The 15,370-nt window shown below is 43.1% G+C and carries 27 protein-coding genes; all 27 read left to right on the top strand.

Annotated elements, in window-relative coordinates:
- Positions 1-8 precede the first annotated feature (8 nt).
- The 27 genes from HADU_RS06590 (at position 9) to HADU_RS06465 (ending at position 15,369) form a co-directional block, all read left to right on the top strand.
- Positions 9-758, top strand: coding sequence for a phage antirepressor KilAC domain-containing protein (locus HADU_RS06590; protein WP_008304642.1), 750 nt, complete (start codon positions 9-11; stop codon positions 756-758).
- Positions 755-1,723 (top strand): hypothetical protein, encoded by a 969-nt coding sequence (locus tag HADU_RS06585; RefSeq protein WP_008304641.1) that lies wholly within the window; start codon positions 755-757, stop codon positions 1,721-1,723. The genes HADU_RS06590 and HADU_RS06585 overlap by 4 nt, the downstream gene beginning before the upstream one ends.
- Positions 1,704-2,405, top strand: a complete 702-nt coding sequence (locus tag HADU_RS06580; RefSeq protein WP_008304640.1) for a hypothetical protein — start codon at positions 1,704-1,706, stop codon at positions 2,403-2,405. Before HADU_RS06585 ends, HADU_RS06580 begins: the two co-directional genes overlap by 20 nt.
- A complete protein-coding gene (locus HADU_RS06575; protein WP_008304639.1) occupies positions 2,402-2,665 on the top strand; it encodes a hypothetical protein in 264 nt (87 codons plus the stop codon). The genes HADU_RS06580 and HADU_RS06575 overlap by 4 nt, the downstream gene beginning before the upstream one ends.
- Complete coding sequence (locus HADU_RS06570) at positions 2,662-2,940, top strand: hypothetical protein (protein WP_008304638.1); 279 nt, start codon at positions 2,662-2,664, stop codon at positions 2,938-2,940. Before HADU_RS06575 ends, HADU_RS06570 begins: the two co-directional genes overlap by 4 nt.
- Positions 2,937-3,140: a hypothetical protein gene (locus HADU_RS06565; RefSeq protein ID WP_008304636.1), complete on the top strand. Its 204-nt coding sequence runs from the start codon at positions 2,937-2,939 to the stop codon at positions 3,138-3,140. Before HADU_RS06570 ends, HADU_RS06565 begins: the two co-directional genes overlap by 4 nt.
- On the top strand, positions 3,137-3,406 hold the full coding sequence (locus HADU_RS06560) for a hypothetical protein (protein WP_008304634.1): 270 nt from the start codon (positions 3,137-3,139) through the stop codon (positions 3,404-3,406). Before HADU_RS06565 ends, HADU_RS06560 begins: the two co-directional genes overlap by 4 nt.
- Complete coding sequence (locus HADU_RS06555; RefSeq protein ID WP_008304632.1) at positions 3,403-3,720, top strand: hypothetical protein; 318 nt, start codon at positions 3,403-3,405, stop codon at positions 3,718-3,720. Before HADU_RS06560 ends, HADU_RS06555 begins: the two co-directional genes overlap by 4 nt.
- Positions 3,713-4,225 (top strand): RusA family crossover junction endodeoxyribonuclease, encoded by a 513-nt coding sequence (locus HADU_RS06550; RefSeq protein WP_004645338.1) that lies wholly within the window; start codon positions 3,713-3,715, stop codon positions 4,223-4,225. Before HADU_RS06555 ends, HADU_RS06550 begins: the two co-directional genes overlap by 8 nt.
- Before the next feature lie 12 nt (positions 4,226-4,237).
- Complete coding sequence (locus HADU_RS06545) at positions 4,238-4,771, top strand: hypothetical protein (RefSeq protein ID WP_008304629.1); 534 nt, start codon at positions 4,238-4,240, stop codon at positions 4,769-4,771.
- A gap of 780 nt (positions 4,772-5,551) precedes the next feature.
- Positions 5,552-5,746, top strand: a complete 195-nt coding sequence (locus HADU_RS15250) for a hypothetical protein (RefSeq protein ID WP_081399002.1) — start codon at positions 5,552-5,554, stop codon at positions 5,744-5,746.
- Positions 5,715-5,990 carry a hypothetical protein gene (locus HADU_RS15885; RefSeq protein WP_008304627.1) on the top strand — a complete coding sequence of 92 codons (276 nt, stop codon included), beginning with the start codon at positions 5,715-5,717 and terminating at the stop codon, positions 5,988-5,990. The genes HADU_RS15250 and HADU_RS15885 overlap by 32 nt, the downstream gene beginning before the upstream one ends.
- 15 nt (positions 5,991-6,005) lie before the next feature.
- Entirely contained in the window at positions 6,006-6,245 is a 240-nt protein-coding gene (locus HADU_RS06535) for a hypothetical protein (protein WP_008304625.1), read from the top strand.
- Between the two features lie 16 nt (positions 6,246-6,261).
- Positions 6,262-6,783 carry a hypothetical protein gene (locus HADU_RS06530; protein WP_008304623.1) on the top strand — a complete coding sequence of 174 codons (522 nt, stop codon included), beginning with the start codon at positions 6,262-6,264 and terminating at the stop codon, positions 6,781-6,783.
- Complete coding sequence (locus HADU_RS06525) at positions 6,764-7,279, top strand: terminase small subunit (RefSeq protein ID WP_008304620.1); 516 nt, start codon at positions 6,764-6,766, stop codon at positions 7,277-7,279. The genes HADU_RS06530 and HADU_RS06525 overlap by 20 nt, the downstream gene beginning before the upstream one ends.
- A gap of 12 nt (positions 7,280-7,291) precedes the next feature.
- Positions 7,292-8,782: a hypothetical protein gene (locus HADU_RS06520; RefSeq protein WP_008304618.1), complete on the top strand. Its 1,491-nt coding sequence runs from the start codon at positions 7,292-7,294 to the stop codon at positions 8,780-8,782.
- Positions 8,783-10,228 (top strand): DUF4055 domain-containing protein, encoded by a 1,446-nt coding sequence (locus tag HADU_RS06515; RefSeq protein WP_008304616.1) that lies wholly within the window; start codon positions 8,783-8,785, stop codon positions 10,226-10,228.
- Positions 10,194-11,315, top strand: coding sequence for a minor capsid protein (locus tag HADU_RS06510; protein ID WP_034592434.1), 1,122 nt, complete (start codon positions 10,194-10,196; stop codon positions 11,313-11,315). Before HADU_RS06515 ends, HADU_RS06510 begins: the two co-directional genes overlap by 35 nt.
- Positions 11,312-11,539, top strand: coding sequence for a hypothetical protein (locus HADU_RS06505; RefSeq protein ID WP_004645325.1), 228 nt, complete (start codon positions 11,312-11,314; stop codon positions 11,537-11,539). Before HADU_RS06510 ends, HADU_RS06505 begins: the two co-directional genes overlap by 4 nt.
- A gap of 78 nt (positions 11,540-11,617) precedes the next feature.
- Entirely contained in the window at positions 11,618-12,334 is a 717-nt protein-coding gene (locus tag HADU_RS06500) for a hypothetical protein (RefSeq protein ID WP_008304613.1), read from the top strand.
- A 13-nt stretch (positions 12,335-12,347) separates the two neighbouring features.
- Positions 12,348-13,352: a major capsid protein gene (locus HADU_RS06495; protein WP_008304608.1), complete on the top strand. Its 1,005-nt coding sequence runs from the start codon at positions 12,348-12,350 to the stop codon at positions 13,350-13,352.
- A 10-nt stretch (positions 13,353-13,362) separates the two neighbouring features.
- Entirely contained in the window at positions 13,363-13,659 is a 297-nt protein-coding gene (locus HADU_RS06490) for a HeH/LEM domain-containing protein (RefSeq protein ID WP_008304606.1), read from the top strand.
- Positions 13,660-13,661: 2 nt separating this feature from the next.
- Positions 13,662-14,039 (top strand): DnaT-like ssDNA-binding protein, encoded by a 378-nt coding sequence (locus tag HADU_RS06485; RefSeq protein WP_008304605.1) that lies wholly within the window; start codon positions 13,662-13,664, stop codon positions 14,037-14,039.
- The gene (locus HADU_RS06480; RefSeq protein ID WP_008304603.1) at positions 14,039-14,410 is read left to right on the top strand and encodes a hypothetical protein; all 372 of its coding nucleotides are present in this window, start codon (positions 14,039-14,041) and stop codon (positions 14,408-14,410) included. Before HADU_RS06485 ends, HADU_RS06480 begins: the two co-directional genes overlap by 1 nt.
- Before the next feature lie 2 nt (positions 14,411-14,412).
- Positions 14,413-14,595: a hypothetical protein gene (locus HADU_RS15620; RefSeq protein WP_008304601.1), complete on the top strand. Its 183-nt coding sequence runs from the start codon at positions 14,413-14,415 to the stop codon at positions 14,593-14,595.
- Positions 14,570-14,962: a hypothetical protein gene (locus HADU_RS06470; protein WP_008304599.1), complete on the top strand. Its 393-nt coding sequence runs from the start codon at positions 14,570-14,572 to the stop codon at positions 14,960-14,962. Before HADU_RS15620 ends, HADU_RS06470 begins: the two co-directional genes overlap by 26 nt.
- Entirely contained in the window at positions 14,959-15,369 is a 411-nt protein-coding gene (locus tag HADU_RS06465; protein ID WP_008304597.1) for a hypothetical protein, read from the top strand. Before HADU_RS06470 ends, HADU_RS06465 begins: the two co-directional genes overlap by 4 nt.
- Position 15,370: the final 1 nt, after the last annotated feature.

Genomic DNA, 15,370 nt, shown 5'->3' with positions numbered 1-15,370 from the left:
AAGTAAACATGAATATGTTAACACAAGGAAATTTTAACATAAACGAAGTAACAATGTCATCACCTGAGATTGTTGATTTTATTAACATTCATCGTAAAGAAGTTGCTACTACCGAAAAACCATATAAAGAACTTCGTCATGATGACTTTATGCGGAAAGTGCCGAGTGTTTTAGGTGAGGGTCACGCTCCGAAATTTATCGGATCGCAAAATTATGGCAACAACAATACGCGCCATATCTACAACTTCCCAAAACGCGAAGCTTGCCTCATGGCTATGTCATATAGCTATGAGTTACAAGCTCAAGTGTTTGACCACATGACCGCAATGGAAGAAGCGCTTAAGGCTAAAAATAGCTTTGACATCACCAACCCAGCACACCTGCTTCAAGCAATCGAAGTACAAGCCAAACTTAATATTGAACTTACTCAAAAAGTCGCAGTCCTAGAGCCAAAAGCCAAAGGCTTGGATCGCATTGCTGACTGCACCAATGTATTGGGTATCCGTGAATCTGCAAAGGTTCTCAAGGTGGGTCAAAACCAGTTGGTGCAATACCTAATTGATCACAAGGTGGTATACCGTGACCAGCACGGAAAAATTCAGGCTTATCAAAAATCTGTTGATCAAAAGCTTATTCATGTTGTGACCTCTGCACCCCGCTTATTTGAATCGGGTGAAAAGGTATTCACACAGGTAAAACTTACTCAAAAATTAATTACTCGCATTGCGAAGTGGTTAGAGCAAGGAGTAGCCGCATGACAGCCCTAAAAAAACATGAGGACAATATTGTCCAATTCTCCAAAGGTAAAAAAATGGCTGACAAGTTTGAAAAAGGCTATGTCATGTCCAGTCGGTTATACCGATATGAGGTGCGACCTTTTTTAAGTGATGCAGCAAAAAATGTCTATGCAGAACTTGAGGATCGTATTAACGGCTTTAAGGACAAGATAACCGACCATGTGAGCTATTCACAGTTGCAAGGTGGAAAGCTCGAAGGCTCTAAAAAATTAGGCACCGCAACCGTTAGAAGAGGCCTTAAGGAATTACTTGATTTAGGTGTGATTTCTATTGTTAGCGAGAACAGTCGCAAGGGGAATGAATACCAGATTAATGAGGTTTCATTGGTCGAGCACTTTCAAAACAAAAGTACCACTTCCAAAAGTGAAGCACTTCCAAAAGTGAAGCGCACCACTTCCAAAAGTGAAGCGCTAACCACTTCCATAACTGAAGACACAATAGAACTAACTTATAGAACTCTATCTATAGAACTATTAATTAAGTCGCTTCGCTCTAAAAAACCTTTGGAAGCTAACTTTTATAATTTTCCTTTCTTTGTAAAACAGGAAAAAGCAAAAGCCGAAGCTGAGCGTAAAGACAAGGCTCGTAAATTATCTTATGACGAAGTGATCAAACTGACTTCAGAAAGATTTTCATTTCTCTGTGATTTCTCTCTTTGGGAACAATACGTTTCTAGTCGCTCTCAAACAGCAAAAACAAAGCTGACCAAAAATGCCCTGAATGCGATTTACAAAGATTTCCAGAAATGGGGATTTGATGGCAGCAATGAGTCTTTGAAAACTTCAATCACTGGCAACTATCAAGGTTTGTTTGCACCAAAGCAGCAATTCACACCCGGACAACAAAACCAAAAACCATCTCGCTGGGATGAAATTCAACAGTTGATCGCAAAAGAGGAGCAGGGCAATGACAGCTATGGTTACTAATCAACAAACTGCGGTTCAGCCAATCAAGACAGGTCAGCTGGTTGGAATCTTCAAAGCAATTGCTCCACGTTCCTTTGAAAAAACATTTGAAGGTATGCCGGTTGAAGCAATTGGTCATGCAATGAAAATCTGTATTGAAGGCCTTTCAAGAGAGGAAATTGATCTAGGCCTTCGCATGGTTCGTGATAACGGCTTTTGTCCAGATCCAGCAATGTTTCGCAAATGGTGCCTTGGCATTACAGGTTTTGGTACTGAGCAACAGCGTTTTGTTGATTCATTCAAAGGAAAGCATGCAGCGCTTGGCAATATCGTGAAATGGCTTGGTGATAACACCCATGCAATCACAAATGCTGAAAAAGAAGCGTATGACCGCTGTTATGAAATGTTTGCTGAGATCCAGTGGGCAAAGAATGTCGATAGAGCCTCTTATTTAGCGTATGAGGCATTTAAAGACAACTATGTGGACGTAGTTAAGGAATATGCCGAACAGGGGCAACAGCAAGCAGTCTGGGAGCGTCCTAAGGCCATCGAGAAAAAGATGGTAGTTGATCTTGGTGATTGGGGTCATGGGTCTTCACCTAAAGACACTCAACCGCTTCAAGGTGATGAGCTTAAGAAGTACCTGGAGGAAGCTAAACAGAAGATTAAAGGTTTTAAGGAAAGCGCAGGGGGTGGGGTGTGAGTTTAATTGAAAAATGCGGCGGACAAGGCTCGGCTGAAATGATTGCCGCTTTGGTTTTGACAAATGCCCCATGTCCTGAAGGTTATTTTCCTCAACTGCAAAAATACTTTTCCGTACTTGATGGCCATGTGTACCTGTACCACGAAAAGAAACATGAGTTTTTGCCTTACATGGATTTAGACAAGGTTTATCTCGATTACATATGGCTCAAGGATCTCAGAGCTGAAATCAAAGTAGTTGTGCAGGAAGGTGCCGCATGAAAGACCCATTAGACAATAAAACCGTGGATTGGGTGCCGTCAAAGCATGCGGTCAAACAGGGTGAAAAAATGATTCTGGTATTGCGTCGCATGTTGGCTAAATCCGGTCGAACTTCGGTGAAAGAGATTCATGGCTGGATTGGTGGAACGATTAGACCTGCCAGAACGTTTGTGGAGCAATTGGAAGAAGCTGGCTATATCTCTGGTGATAAGCAATTGCCTGAAGGGTTTAGGGTCACAGACAAAACCAAACAGCTATTTGGAGTACAGGGATGAAAAGTCTAAATAAAGCCTTGCGTGAATGGTTATTAGAAAGACGCGGTAGAGGTATGGCGCTGGCTAAAAAGCTTAACTGCTCAAAGCAATATGTCTCGGAAATATCGCAAATGGAAAAGGGTATTTCTTTAACAAAGTGGGATGAAATTCAGTGGGCCATGCTTGAAGTGGAAAGCAATGAGCGAGGGGTAAAGGGATGAACTTAACAATCGAACAAATGCGGGAAATTGTGGATGGGGCGCCTATTGGTACAACGCACGCAAATACCAACTCTCATTTTAAAGAAAATGATTATGGGGTCTGGAGTGTTTGGGATGGGTATTGGAATTCTGCTTTTAGATGGCCGGAAGGTGAGATGTTTTTATTAAGCGACCTCCGCGCCGCTCTAGCCGACCATGACCGCACGGATTATGTAAGTGATATTCGGAATCATATCAGCCCAACTACAGTGGTGATTGAGAGATGAATGATTTTAAGAAGTTTTGCATAGATGAAAAGTTAAGCCCTGTTCAGATTGTTGGTGCTCGTAAAGCATGGCAAGAACAACAAGCCATCATCGACAACCTAAAAGCCCAGCTCAACAACATGGAGGCTTGTTATATCGAGAAGAAGAAGGAAAGGGATGAGTTGCAGAACCGATTAAAAGCAGTCTATGCATTAAGTCGAATGAGAGCTGCTGTTATTGGTTCCTGGAAGCGTGAGGAACTTAGCATCAAGGTTCGGAAAGCAATTTCTCATTTGGTTAAGAAGGAACAAGCCCTGCGAGGTGCCAATGACTAATCTCCGTATCACCGCAGCACAGGCACGAAAAGCCGGTATTGGTCCTCGATTTGGTGTAACAGCCAAGTCAGGGAAAAAGAAATCCAATCCAGATCCAATGCCAAAGGTTCCAGCCCATCTGGTCGAAGGGAAGGGATTTGGTGTGATGAATGATGAATTGCTCTGGTGTGAAGTTTTAATCACACCTCCTTCAGTAAATCACTACTGGATTCGTGGGGCCAACAAGACCAATCGATTAAGTAAGCGTGCAATCCACTTTATTGACGTTATGAAGCGCTTTATCGAGCCGGCAGGGTATCAGGGTAGAGTTCGCGTAAAGATCGAATACGCGCCACCTGATGCGAAAATACGCGACATCGATAACATCGTAAAACCATGCTTCGATGCTTTGTCGAAAGGTGGGTTGATTTTGGATGATTCCCAGGTGGATGAATTGCTCGTGAAGCGGTTGCCATCAGAAAAAGGCGGGAAGCTGATTATTCAAGTTGAAAAGTTAAGGGTTTAAGAGGGAATAGGGATGAATGCGATGGCAGCTGAAAAGATGACAAACATTGAATGGTTGGGGCAGCAGTTACGGGCAAAGACTGCGAATTATGAGCCTAGTGTGGGAGGTGGTAGTTTGGAGCCAATTACATGGGAAGATCGCTGCGGTGCTATTGCTTCAATCGATGACCAGGCGACAAAAGCATATTGTGAAATTTTGGTGTGGGGCGATTATCGCGACAATACAATGGCCTACAATATTTTGCATCATCATTTGGCTGCCATGCTTTATCAGGCACTATCAAAGGATGTACAGCGCATTCGATTTGACCTTAAGTCCTTTGCATTTAAGGTTGCAAAGATGGCGCTATTCTTAAGCCTTCGAGATATGGGTAATTTTAAATCTGAGGATAAATTACGCTTCTTCGGTATTACAGAAATGAAGATGCGCACCTATCGTGAGCACTATGCTTATCTGGAAAACATGGTAGAAATTATGCTTTCAGACATGCGCGATGAAATAGATTTTTATGCAGATATCTATCGGAAAAATTTGAGAAAAGCTTAATTGACAAATAAGCCCCATATAACATAAGATATTTATAGACTGGTCGTTCTATACAAAAGTGACCAAGTGCTAAGAAGCTCGCCAAATGGTGGGCTTTTTTAATGCCTAAATTTCCTATAAACCTAAGTCATTGGTGATCTTATGAAATAACGTCAGCCGATTGGTAACTTGGATTTGTGACGCTGTGTATTAACTTGCTCGGCTATCAGCGCAAACGGTGCGATGCAGAAACCAGCCGTATAAATTGGTTTGAATCCAGTGCGATTTCGTCACGTACTGAGTGGGCCTAAGAGAAATACTAGATCTGGGATGACAACCCGACCCATACAGAACGAAAGTTAAGAAGTCAGATCGGTAGCCCATTTCGAGATGATGGATTAATGAGTAGCGCCTGGCCCCGCGGAGAGGGCTTTTTTAATGCCTGAAATATGACAAAAGTTTTGACAAATATTTAATTAATCAAAAAGCAATACATTGAAAATAAATAGAAATATTCTGACATTTTCACTAACACAAAGAATCAGTCAAAAAGGAGATCCACATGCTCCAATTCCTAAAACGCCTATTCTGCTTTCATCACTATGATTATGAGTCTGATATCTTTAATCAGGCTGAATGCCGGAAGTGTGGGAAAGTTAAAATAGATTAGCCATATAGCGAAGTTTCATTAAAAAATCCATTTTGTTTACTATATAGCGAATTCGCCGGACGTATTACGGCAATCAAAGCCCCTCGCATTCTAGATGTTGAGGGGTTTTTCTTTTCTTATTGGTGGTGGTTATGGACACAATAGAAGCAAAACGGAATTTAGAAGTACTCGAAAAGAATCGTAGCCGATTGATGAATTACAACCATCTGTTTTCAAGCTATGCATTTAAAGAAATGTGTGGTGCTGAACTTCGTAAGGTAAACAAGCAGATCCACGGCATAGAAGATCAGTTAAATGCGCAACCCCAAAAGACTCGCAGCAATTAGAAAGCTGCCATGCATTCGGTGCGGTAATCCTCACAGCCAGGCTGCTCATTCAAATAGTGCCAAGCATGGTAAGGGTAGAGGGATTAAAAGCTCAGACCTATTCACAGTTTCCCTTTGTTTTAAATGCCATGCTGCATTCGACCGTTTTGAATTGGGTAATCGGATAGAGAGTGAAGCCATGTTTGAGAAGTGGTTGGTGAGAGTGAATCAGATGTTGGTGATGGAAGATAAAGAGATTTTTTAACTTAAGGAAAATAACATGTGTTTTGAAGAAAATATTATTGAAGATGGTGAAGAAGGGCTGCCAGAAGAAGCTCAAAAATTTAAAGACTGGTATGAAGAAAATATGGCTTATGCACATACCGAGATGATTAATGGAGGGCAGGCTGTGCTAATGCCTGCTTTTGATTATGACATCGAGAATGATGAATTTCTTGATGTTGATTTGGATAAGTCTTATATGGTGTGGAAAGGCGCAAGAGGTGCCGACCAAAACTAAATTAAGGAGATAGGAAATGCAAAAAGCCGTGTTTCCTATCCAGAGTCATGCCGACATCACCAAAGCCATTAACTACATGCACACCAATTACACTCAGGCGATTAATGAGGGTAAGCCGTTAAGGGTGGTGATTGATCAAAAGCAAAGTAAAAGAAGTGAAGCTCAAAATAAACTGTATTGGCTCTGGGTGACACAATGGGCTAAACATATAGGCAGTGATAAAGACTCAGAGCATATATTTTTCAGAAGAAAGTTCTTGGCTCGTATCTTTCAGCGTGATGATGTTGGGATGTATCGAGAAACCATTTCGGTCATGAATAATCTTGAGCAAGTATTAGGTCTTTCTGAAAAGCAACTATACGACAAGATTGCTAATGAAATGGCGGACAAGATGAGCACAACCGAAGCCAATACAAAACAATTCACTGAATATTTAAACGACATTCACGCATTCTGCAATAAGCATGGGTGCTATCTACAAACGCCTGATGATTTGATGTATGCGTGGGAGATGAAACATGGCGAACCTAACGCCTAAACAGCAAAGGTTTGTCGAAGAATATCTGATAGACCTAAACGCTACTCAGGCTGCAATTCGTGCGGGATATAGTGAAAGAACGGCTAATGAGCAAGGTAGTCGCTTGTTAGCAAATGTTAGTGTTTCAGGAGCAATTGCAGAAGCTCAAGCAAAGCGAGAAGAACGCACCCAAATTGACGCTGATTATGTCCTAAAGCGCCTAGTCGAAATTGACCAGATGGATGTCTTGGACATCATGGATGACAACGGCAATGTGAAGCCGATTAAAGACTGGCCCAAGATCTGGCGGCAGTATATATCAAATATTGAAACTATCAGCCTCGAAGATGAGGCGGGCTGGCTTAAGAAAATCAAATGGCCTGACAAGGTTAAGAACCTTGAATTACTCGGCAAGCATGTTTCTGTTGGTGCGTTTAAAGACAAAGTGGAGCATTCAGGAAAACTCGAGATTCAGTCTATTTCAGACCTAATGGATGAGCTAAGCAAAGAAGGTTAATAAGGAGGGCATATGCTTAAACCTGAGCATAGAGCAAAACTTATTGATCAGCATTGGCGTTTAAATAACTTATATAAAATTACCGATAAAAACGGCAAAGAAGTCAAGTTCAAGATGACACTTGAGCAGCTTGAATACTTTGAGAATGAGTGGTCGAGAAACATTATCCTGAAAGCGCGTCAGCTCGGTTTTACGACTGAGATGTGTATTATCCAGTTGGATGCCGCACTGTTCATGTCTGATAAGTGTGCTTTGATTGCACATACCCTGCATGATGCTAAACGTCTGTTTCGGGAAAAGGTCAAATACGCTTATGAGAAGCTGCCACACCCATTACGTGCAGCCAATCCACTGAGTATTGAAACCAAGGAAGAGCTTGTATTTTCCAAAGGTGGGTCGGTTACAGTCAGCACATCATTCCGTGGTGGAACACTTAAGCGGTTACATATTTCTGAGTTTGGTAAGATCTGTGCCAAGTACCCGGATAAGGCCCGTGAGATTGTCACTGGTGCTTTTGAGGCGGTTGGCTTAGGTGGAAAGATCACCCTTGAATCTACTGCCGAAGGTAAGTCTGGTTATTTCTATGACTACTGCCAGACCGCTGAGAAGTTACAGCTACAAGGCAGAACACTTGGCATCCTGGACTGGAAGTTCTTTTTCTTTTCATGGTGGAAAAATCATGATTATGCTTTGCCAGTTACAGCTGAGATTCCGCAGCGCCTAAAAGATTACTTTGCTGAACTAAAAGCCAAATACAACATCCATACCACACCAGAGCAGCAGCAATGGTACTGGCAGAAAGAGAAAACGCTCGGTGAAGATATTAAGCGTGAGTATCCATCTATTCCATCGGAAGCCTTTGCTCAGTCAGTAGAGGGCGCTTACTACAAGAAGCAATTCAAATTCTTGTACGAGAATGACCGTATTGGTGAATTGCCTGATAATTCTCATTTGGATGTGATGACCTTCTGGGATTTGGGTGTATCGGATTCTATGGTGATCTGGTTCATTCGTAAGATTGGTGATGACCATTATCAGGTGATTGATTACTACGAAAACTCAGGCGAAGGCATGCGTCATTACTTCAAGGTCTTGAAGGATCGCGGCTATACCTATTCAGCACATTATGCTCCACACGACATTCAAAACCGCTCACTGATGAACGATGGTAAATCTCGTCTTGATATTGCCAAAGAGGGTTATGAGATTGATGGAGTGAAATACTCGGTTCGGTTCCAGGTGGTTCCTAATATTGGGATCATGGACGGCATTGAATTAGCCCGTGAAATCCTGCCTCGATGTGAGTTTGACGAAACCAAGTGTGAGGAAGGTATTTCTCATCTGGAAAACTATCGCAAAGAGTGGGATGACAAGAAAGGCTGCTGGAAGGATAAACCTCTGCATGACCATACTTCGCATGGTGCCGATGGATTTAGATATTTTGCTGTGGCGATGTCGAAGAAGATTCAACCAAAAACTATTTCATTAAGCACGGTGTACTAAATGGCAGTCAATTCAAAACATCCTAAATATACTGAATTTGAAGGCCGTTGGAAGGTCGTTCACGATCTATGTGATGGTGCAAATGCAGTGAAAAAGGCAGGTGCTTTATATCTTCCTGAAATCAATGTGAGTAAAGATCAGCGTGAGAATGATTTACGCAATCAGGCTTATCGTGATCGTGCTGTGCTGTATGAAATCACTAAGGACACTAAGCAGGAATTGATCGGTATTGCCTTTTCAGAAGACCCGAACTTTGATCCTGATGGTATGGATTTCTTAAAATATAACGCTGATGGCACTGGTAAGTCTTACTACCACTTGATGCAAAGTGCTTTAGGTGGATTGCTTGATGCTGGCCGTGGCGGTCTATTTGTGGATTATCCGCAGACAGATGGTGCGACTTCGGTTGCTGAGGTTGAACGTTTAGGCATTCTGCCGACTGTGGTGCACTACAAAACTTTAAGCATTATCAACTGGGGTGTGCGCAAGGTTGGTGCTCACTTTAAGACAGCTTTGGTGGTTCTCGCTGAAAAGGATTCTATTGTAGATCCGAGTGATGAGTTCAGCTTAAAAGAGATTCAGCTTTATCGGGTATTGCGACTGGACCAGAACGGTGAATATTGTGTTCAGATTTATTCTGACCGTACTGGCACCTTGCAAGCGGATAGCGAGCCGTATTATCCAACTGATGCAAATGGCGCCAAGTGGAATGAAATCCCATTTATCCCGCTTGGATCGGTGGCGAATGATTGGGAAATCGACAATATCCCACTTGAGTCACTGGCTTTAATGAATATCGCGCATTATCACAACTCAGCTGAGTATGAAAACAGTGTATTTCTTTGCGGTCAGATTCAACCAGTAATGACTGGCCTTGATACCGAGTGGCGTGATTGGTTGCAAGAGAATGGTGTAATGCTTGGCTCTACAACTCCTTTAATGCTTCCAGTGGGTGCGACATTCACCTTTGCTCAAGCACAGGAACAAATGATTGCCAAAGAGGCAATGGAAGCCAAAGAAAAGCACATGAAGGCGTTAGGTGCAAAACTGCTTGAGGAAAATCAGGTGGTGAAAACTGCAACCGAATCCAATAATGAGTCAATGGCGAAATATTCTGTCCTATCGTTGTGCGTAGCCAATCTGAACGAAGCTTCTGAAATTGTCTTGCGCTGGTGTGCCAAGTACTTCGGTTCTGGTGAAAAAGCCAAGTTTACGATCAAGCAGGACTTCGCTAAAGGTAAGCTGTCACTGGATGCGCTGAAGTTCTACAACGAGCTGGTGCAACAGGGCAAATTGAGCCGTCAAACCTTCCATACAATTCGCACGACCGGCAAAGTTCCTGAAATTGATTATGAGGAAGAGGAAAAACGGATCGAAGCTGAAACGGCCAGTGCTTTACCAGGTATGAACTATGAACGACCAAATAGCACAACGAGCAATACTTAATGCCTTGAGCCAACACTCTGCCTATAGTTATCGAGCATCAACCCAAGTCGTAAATGAAGTTTTAAGCCGATTTTACGGTCTGTCTAATAAGATGGTGTCAGAGCTAAGGGAATTACTTGAAAACCTGTCTGATGCTGAAAGAATCGCATTGGCGAGTGGTCAATATACAACTGATCAATTGAAAGAAATCCGAAGCCTGCTGAATGACCGATTTAAAGAGATTTCAGTTGAGGTGCCGGAAACCTTTCACCAGTCAGCGGTCAGCATGGCGGTGTATGAAGCATCTTATGTTAGTCAGTTGATGACAGGTGCAGCAGCCTCGGTCAGTGGTGAGCAGCTTTATAAAAAAGCAAAGTCTACTCCATTGGCAGGCGGTCAGCTCATTAATGAAATGTTTGGCTTTGTACTGGATAAGGCGCGAAAGCAGGTTGAATATGCGATTCGTGATGGTATCAATCAGGGCCAAACCAATCAGGAAATTATTACCCGCATCCGTGGCAAGCGAACCAAGGTAGGCAATCAGTACGCTTATGTGGGTGGTATCTGGGATGCGACCAAGGTAGAGATTGAGCGAACTGTCAGGACTGCACGAAGTCATGTGGCGAATGTTGCTTATGATGATACTTGGAAAGCTTTGGGTTTTACTCATGTAAAATTCGTCAGTACTTTGGATGGTCGCACCTCCAAGCAATGCGCCTCACTGGATGCCAATGTGTACGACATCAATAAGGCTTATCCAAAACCGCCACTTCATTATAACTGCCGGTCTGTACTGGTCGGCTGTGATGAAGATGGCGATATTGCCGGCAAACGTCCTTTTGTGATGGATGAACGCAAGGTTAAGGACATTCCAAAAGATGAACGTAAAGACCTGATTGGTCAGCTAGATGCTAATACATCGTTTAAAAAGTTCTTCGACCAGACTGATGAGTTTTTTCAAAAGGAATGGCTCGGTCCATCGCGTTACAAGCTCTACAAAGAAGGCAATTACAGCATCGATAAGTTTGTTGATCCGCAAGGCGCTATGTACACGCTCGATGAGTTGAGGGTGCTGGATGCAAAGACGTTTAAGGAATTGGGATTATGAAAGACGTTGAATTAAAGCTTATTGAAGGCACCAATCAATTTGTACTTGTAGATGCCGAAACCAAACAAGAGATAGGCATACAGTCAAATGTTAGTGCTGAGTGTAGTGTGGATGGAATGACGATTGTGACTGCAACCTTCCAGATACCACCTAAGAAAAAGACACCTGTTATGCGAAGCTCAATTAATCAAAAAGATATTGAGTTGAGCAATCAGCGCAAATAAACCAAATCCAAACCTAGACCCAAACGGGTCTTTTTTTATGCCCGCAGTTTGTGACTGCATAATCGCTCGGAGAGCAAAATGCTGAAGTATGAATTAGAAAATCTCGATGGTGTCGAGGAATCTGTCAAATCACTCTATGAAGAAAAAGACGGTAAATACGTCCTGAAAATCGAAGGTATTCCACAACCTCAAAACGATGATGGCCTACGCAAAAAGGTTGATGAACTGCTTGCTGAAAAGAAAGCAGAACAGCAAAAGCGCAAAGAAGCGGAAGAGCAAGCCCGAAAAGAAGCTGAAGAAAATGCTCGCAAAAAAGGCGACATTGACGCTTTGGAAAAGTCATGGGGTGAGAAATTCACAGCACGCGAAACCGAGCTGTTAAACGAAAAACAAGCGCTTGAGGCGCAAGTCTACAAATTAACGGTGGGAAGCAAAGCCACTGAGCTGGCAGCAAAACTCGCTGTACCAGGTAGTGACTCAGTTTTACTTCCACATATTAGTAATCGCCTACAGGTTGAAACTGTAGATGGTGAAATTAAAATCCGTGTTCTTGATTTGCAGGGCAAACCAAGTGCATTGAGCATTGAAGATTTAGAAAAAGAATTTCGTGCGAATGAGGCATTCAAGCCTTTGATTCGTGCGTCAAACGCATCAGGAAGTGGGGCTTCTGGTGGTCAAGGTGGCGGTGCTACTAAAAAACCAAGCGAAATGACAACTCAAGAACGTGTCGAGTGGAAGCAACGAGATCCAGTTGGATTTAAAGCAGCCCTTGATGCTGGTGAATTTAATACTTAGGAATAAATAGCATATGGCTACTACTCAAGTTAAAGATATCTGGGATGCAGATATTGCAGCATCCTACAAAACCCTAGATGCACTGGAAAAAACTGCTATTGCAGACTCTGGCGTGCTGGCAACCACTGAAGAAATGCAAGAGCTGTTGAATGCTCGCAAGCCGAAGATTGAACTTCCATACTGGAATGATCTGGATGCATCAATTGAACCGAATTACTCAACTGATAACCCGGTTGACATTGCGGTTCCATTGGCTGTGACTACTGGTGATATGCAGGCCTATGTTGCGAACGTCAACGAAGGCTGGTCATCCGCTTCACTGGTTAAAGAATTAACCAATAAAGACCCGTTAAATGAATTAGTCCGTGGTCGAATTAACCCATACTGGCGCAAACAGGCGCAGCGCCGACTCATTGCTTCCTTGATCGGTGTTTACCGTGAAAACGTGGCGAATGGTGCGAGCGACATGATCATCACTGATACAGCCAGTGGCCTGAACTCTGATGTGATTATTGATGCTGAAGCGAGTATGGGCGATAACCTGGACAAGCTCGGCATTATTATCATGCACAGCAAAAAGTATGCTGATCTGCAGAAGCAAAACCAAATTGAGTTCATCGTGGACTCTGAGGCAAAAACCCGTTTTGCTGTATACCAAAATAAGCGTGTTGTTGTGGATGATGGTATGCCAAACCTTGGCACAGCCCTCGCTCCACAATACCTGACTATGGTCGCTGGTGCTGGTGCAATCGGCTATGCATACGGCCAGCCGCAGAATGCTGAAACCGTGGCTTATGTGGATGATCAGGCAAATGGTGGCGGTGTTGAGACTTTATGGTCTCGTCGTAAATTCATTATTCATCCGCTTGGCTACTCGTTTACTGCTGACACTATTACTGGCAATGGCACTGAAGCGAAAGCGTTTGCACCTTCATGGGCTGACCTGGCATTAGCTGATAACTGGGAGCGCGTTGTAGATCGCAAAGCAGTTCCAATCTCATTCATTGTGACCAAATAAGGAGTAAGCAATGGGAATCGGTAAAGGTGAAAATAAAAACACTTGGGATGACTTCCTGAAATCTCAGCAGGGTGGTCAACCTAAAAAAGCATCAGGTCGAGCATCTGGATCAGGTGCTTCAGCAGGTGGTGCTAAAGAAGCGGAAAAAAATGGCGGTGGTACTGAAGGTGCTGGTGACGGCACCCAACCAACTGACTTCAATGCTCTAACGGTTGAAAAACTCAAAGAGCAGCTTGTAGCAAAAGGAATTGAGATTCCTGCTGATGCAAAAAAGGCTGATTTAGTCGCTCTATTAGAACAGGAATAACTATGAATTACGTCACTATCGATTCAGTCACTCAAAGCCTTGGCCCAGATTGGGCTGGATTGGGTGATGCTAATCTCGCAGTTACTCAGGCGAATGCTTGGCTTCGTGCCAAGCCTTTGCGTCAATTTGAAGTAATCCCCGAAGATGTATTACTTGCAGGGGCTTATGCTGCACAGTTGGCTGCTAAAGGTGAGCTCTATGTGACGCAGACTGATGGCGTGGTGAAATCCAAGCGCGTCAAAGCGGACACAGTAGAAGTTCAAAAGGAATATGTGGCAGGCATGGAGCAGGGCAAAAGCTCGACGATGTTATTCATTGAAGATTTGCTTGTACCGTACCTTTCTAAAGGCTTTGGAATTAATACATTTGTGGTGAAGTAATGGGTATTAAAGATGATATTCAGGCCGAAGTGGCTACGGCATTTAGTACTGATCTGGCCGATGCTGTCGACTCATTCACCTGTGAAAAACTGATTTACTCGGGTGAGTTTGATTTTGAAACGCAGACTTATCCCATTGTGGGTGATGAGTCATATTCAGGGCGTGGCGTGCGAGGGAATTACCTCCGAGACATGGTTAAGCCTATCGACTACCAAGCTACTGATGCTAAGGCCATTGTCCTTCAAAATGAGCTGACGGGCATTCCTCAAATAGGGGATGTCTGGCAGTTTAGGGATGGTGGCTTTGAAGTGAAAAATATTGGCCAAGACCCAACAAATAGCATTTGGACCTGCCAACTTAGAAAGGTGTAGCTATGACAATGCCGATAAGCTTTTTTAAAAAATCTGATGAGTTGGAGCGGATCAATAAGTTGCATGCCGGCTCAGGAAAATCAAAAGTGGTTGTGGTTACCATAAATAAGGATGACAGCCCTCAATACGAATCACTTTTCAAAAATCTGAGAGGTTCAAATGGCATGGAAAAACAAACCAACTAATTTTGCGCTTGAGGTGGAGAAAATTGGCGATGAGCATTTACGAAAGGTGAGTGCTGAGATGCTGCAAGGCGTGATTATGGGCAGTCCAGTCATGGACGGTGCATTCCGTTCCAATCATAGGGTCACAGTCAACAAAACCACAAATGAGACAGTGCCAAGTAATGGAAATAAGGCGCCAAAAGGTACGCTGGATCAAGAAGTGTTTGCGGAAGGAGCAGGTCAAATTTTGCAAGCCAAGCTTGGGGATAGTGTCTATATACAAAACAATCTGCCATACGCCCTAAGGCTTGAGAATGGACATTCACAGCAAGCATCACTTGGAATTTACTCACTCACATTCCTTTCAGTCGCGAGCAAATACAAATGATGACACTCACCCAAGCCGAAACAGCCATTCATCAGGAAATTATCAGGATTGCCAAGCTAGAAGATTTGACTGTTGAAATAGTGAACAAGCCACCAAGTCATGGCAAGCCCTTTGAGCCACCAAAAAATAAGGCTTGGAGTAAGGTGTTTATTCAATACGCTGATAGCCAGATTGTAGGCATTGGTGATAAACCGTGTATTCGAGATCAGGGCATTATTTCAATTCAATGCTTCGCCCCAATTGGAAGCGGGCTAATTATGCTTTCCGAGTTGTGCGACACATGGAGAAAGTATCTGCAATCCTTTGGCGTATCTCATCTCGAAATATACAAAGTCCATGCACCACAAAGCATGGATGACCAGGATTTTTACGCAAAAATAATTCGAGCTGAGTTCCGAGTGAACTAGC

Source organism: Acinetobacter sp. HA, from assembly GCF_000264725.1.
GTDB lineage: Bacteria > Pseudomonadota > Gammaproteobacteria > Pseudomonadales > Moraxellaceae > Acinetobacter > Acinetobacter schindleri.
This window is presented reverse-complemented; position numbering and strand designations above follow the sequence as displayed.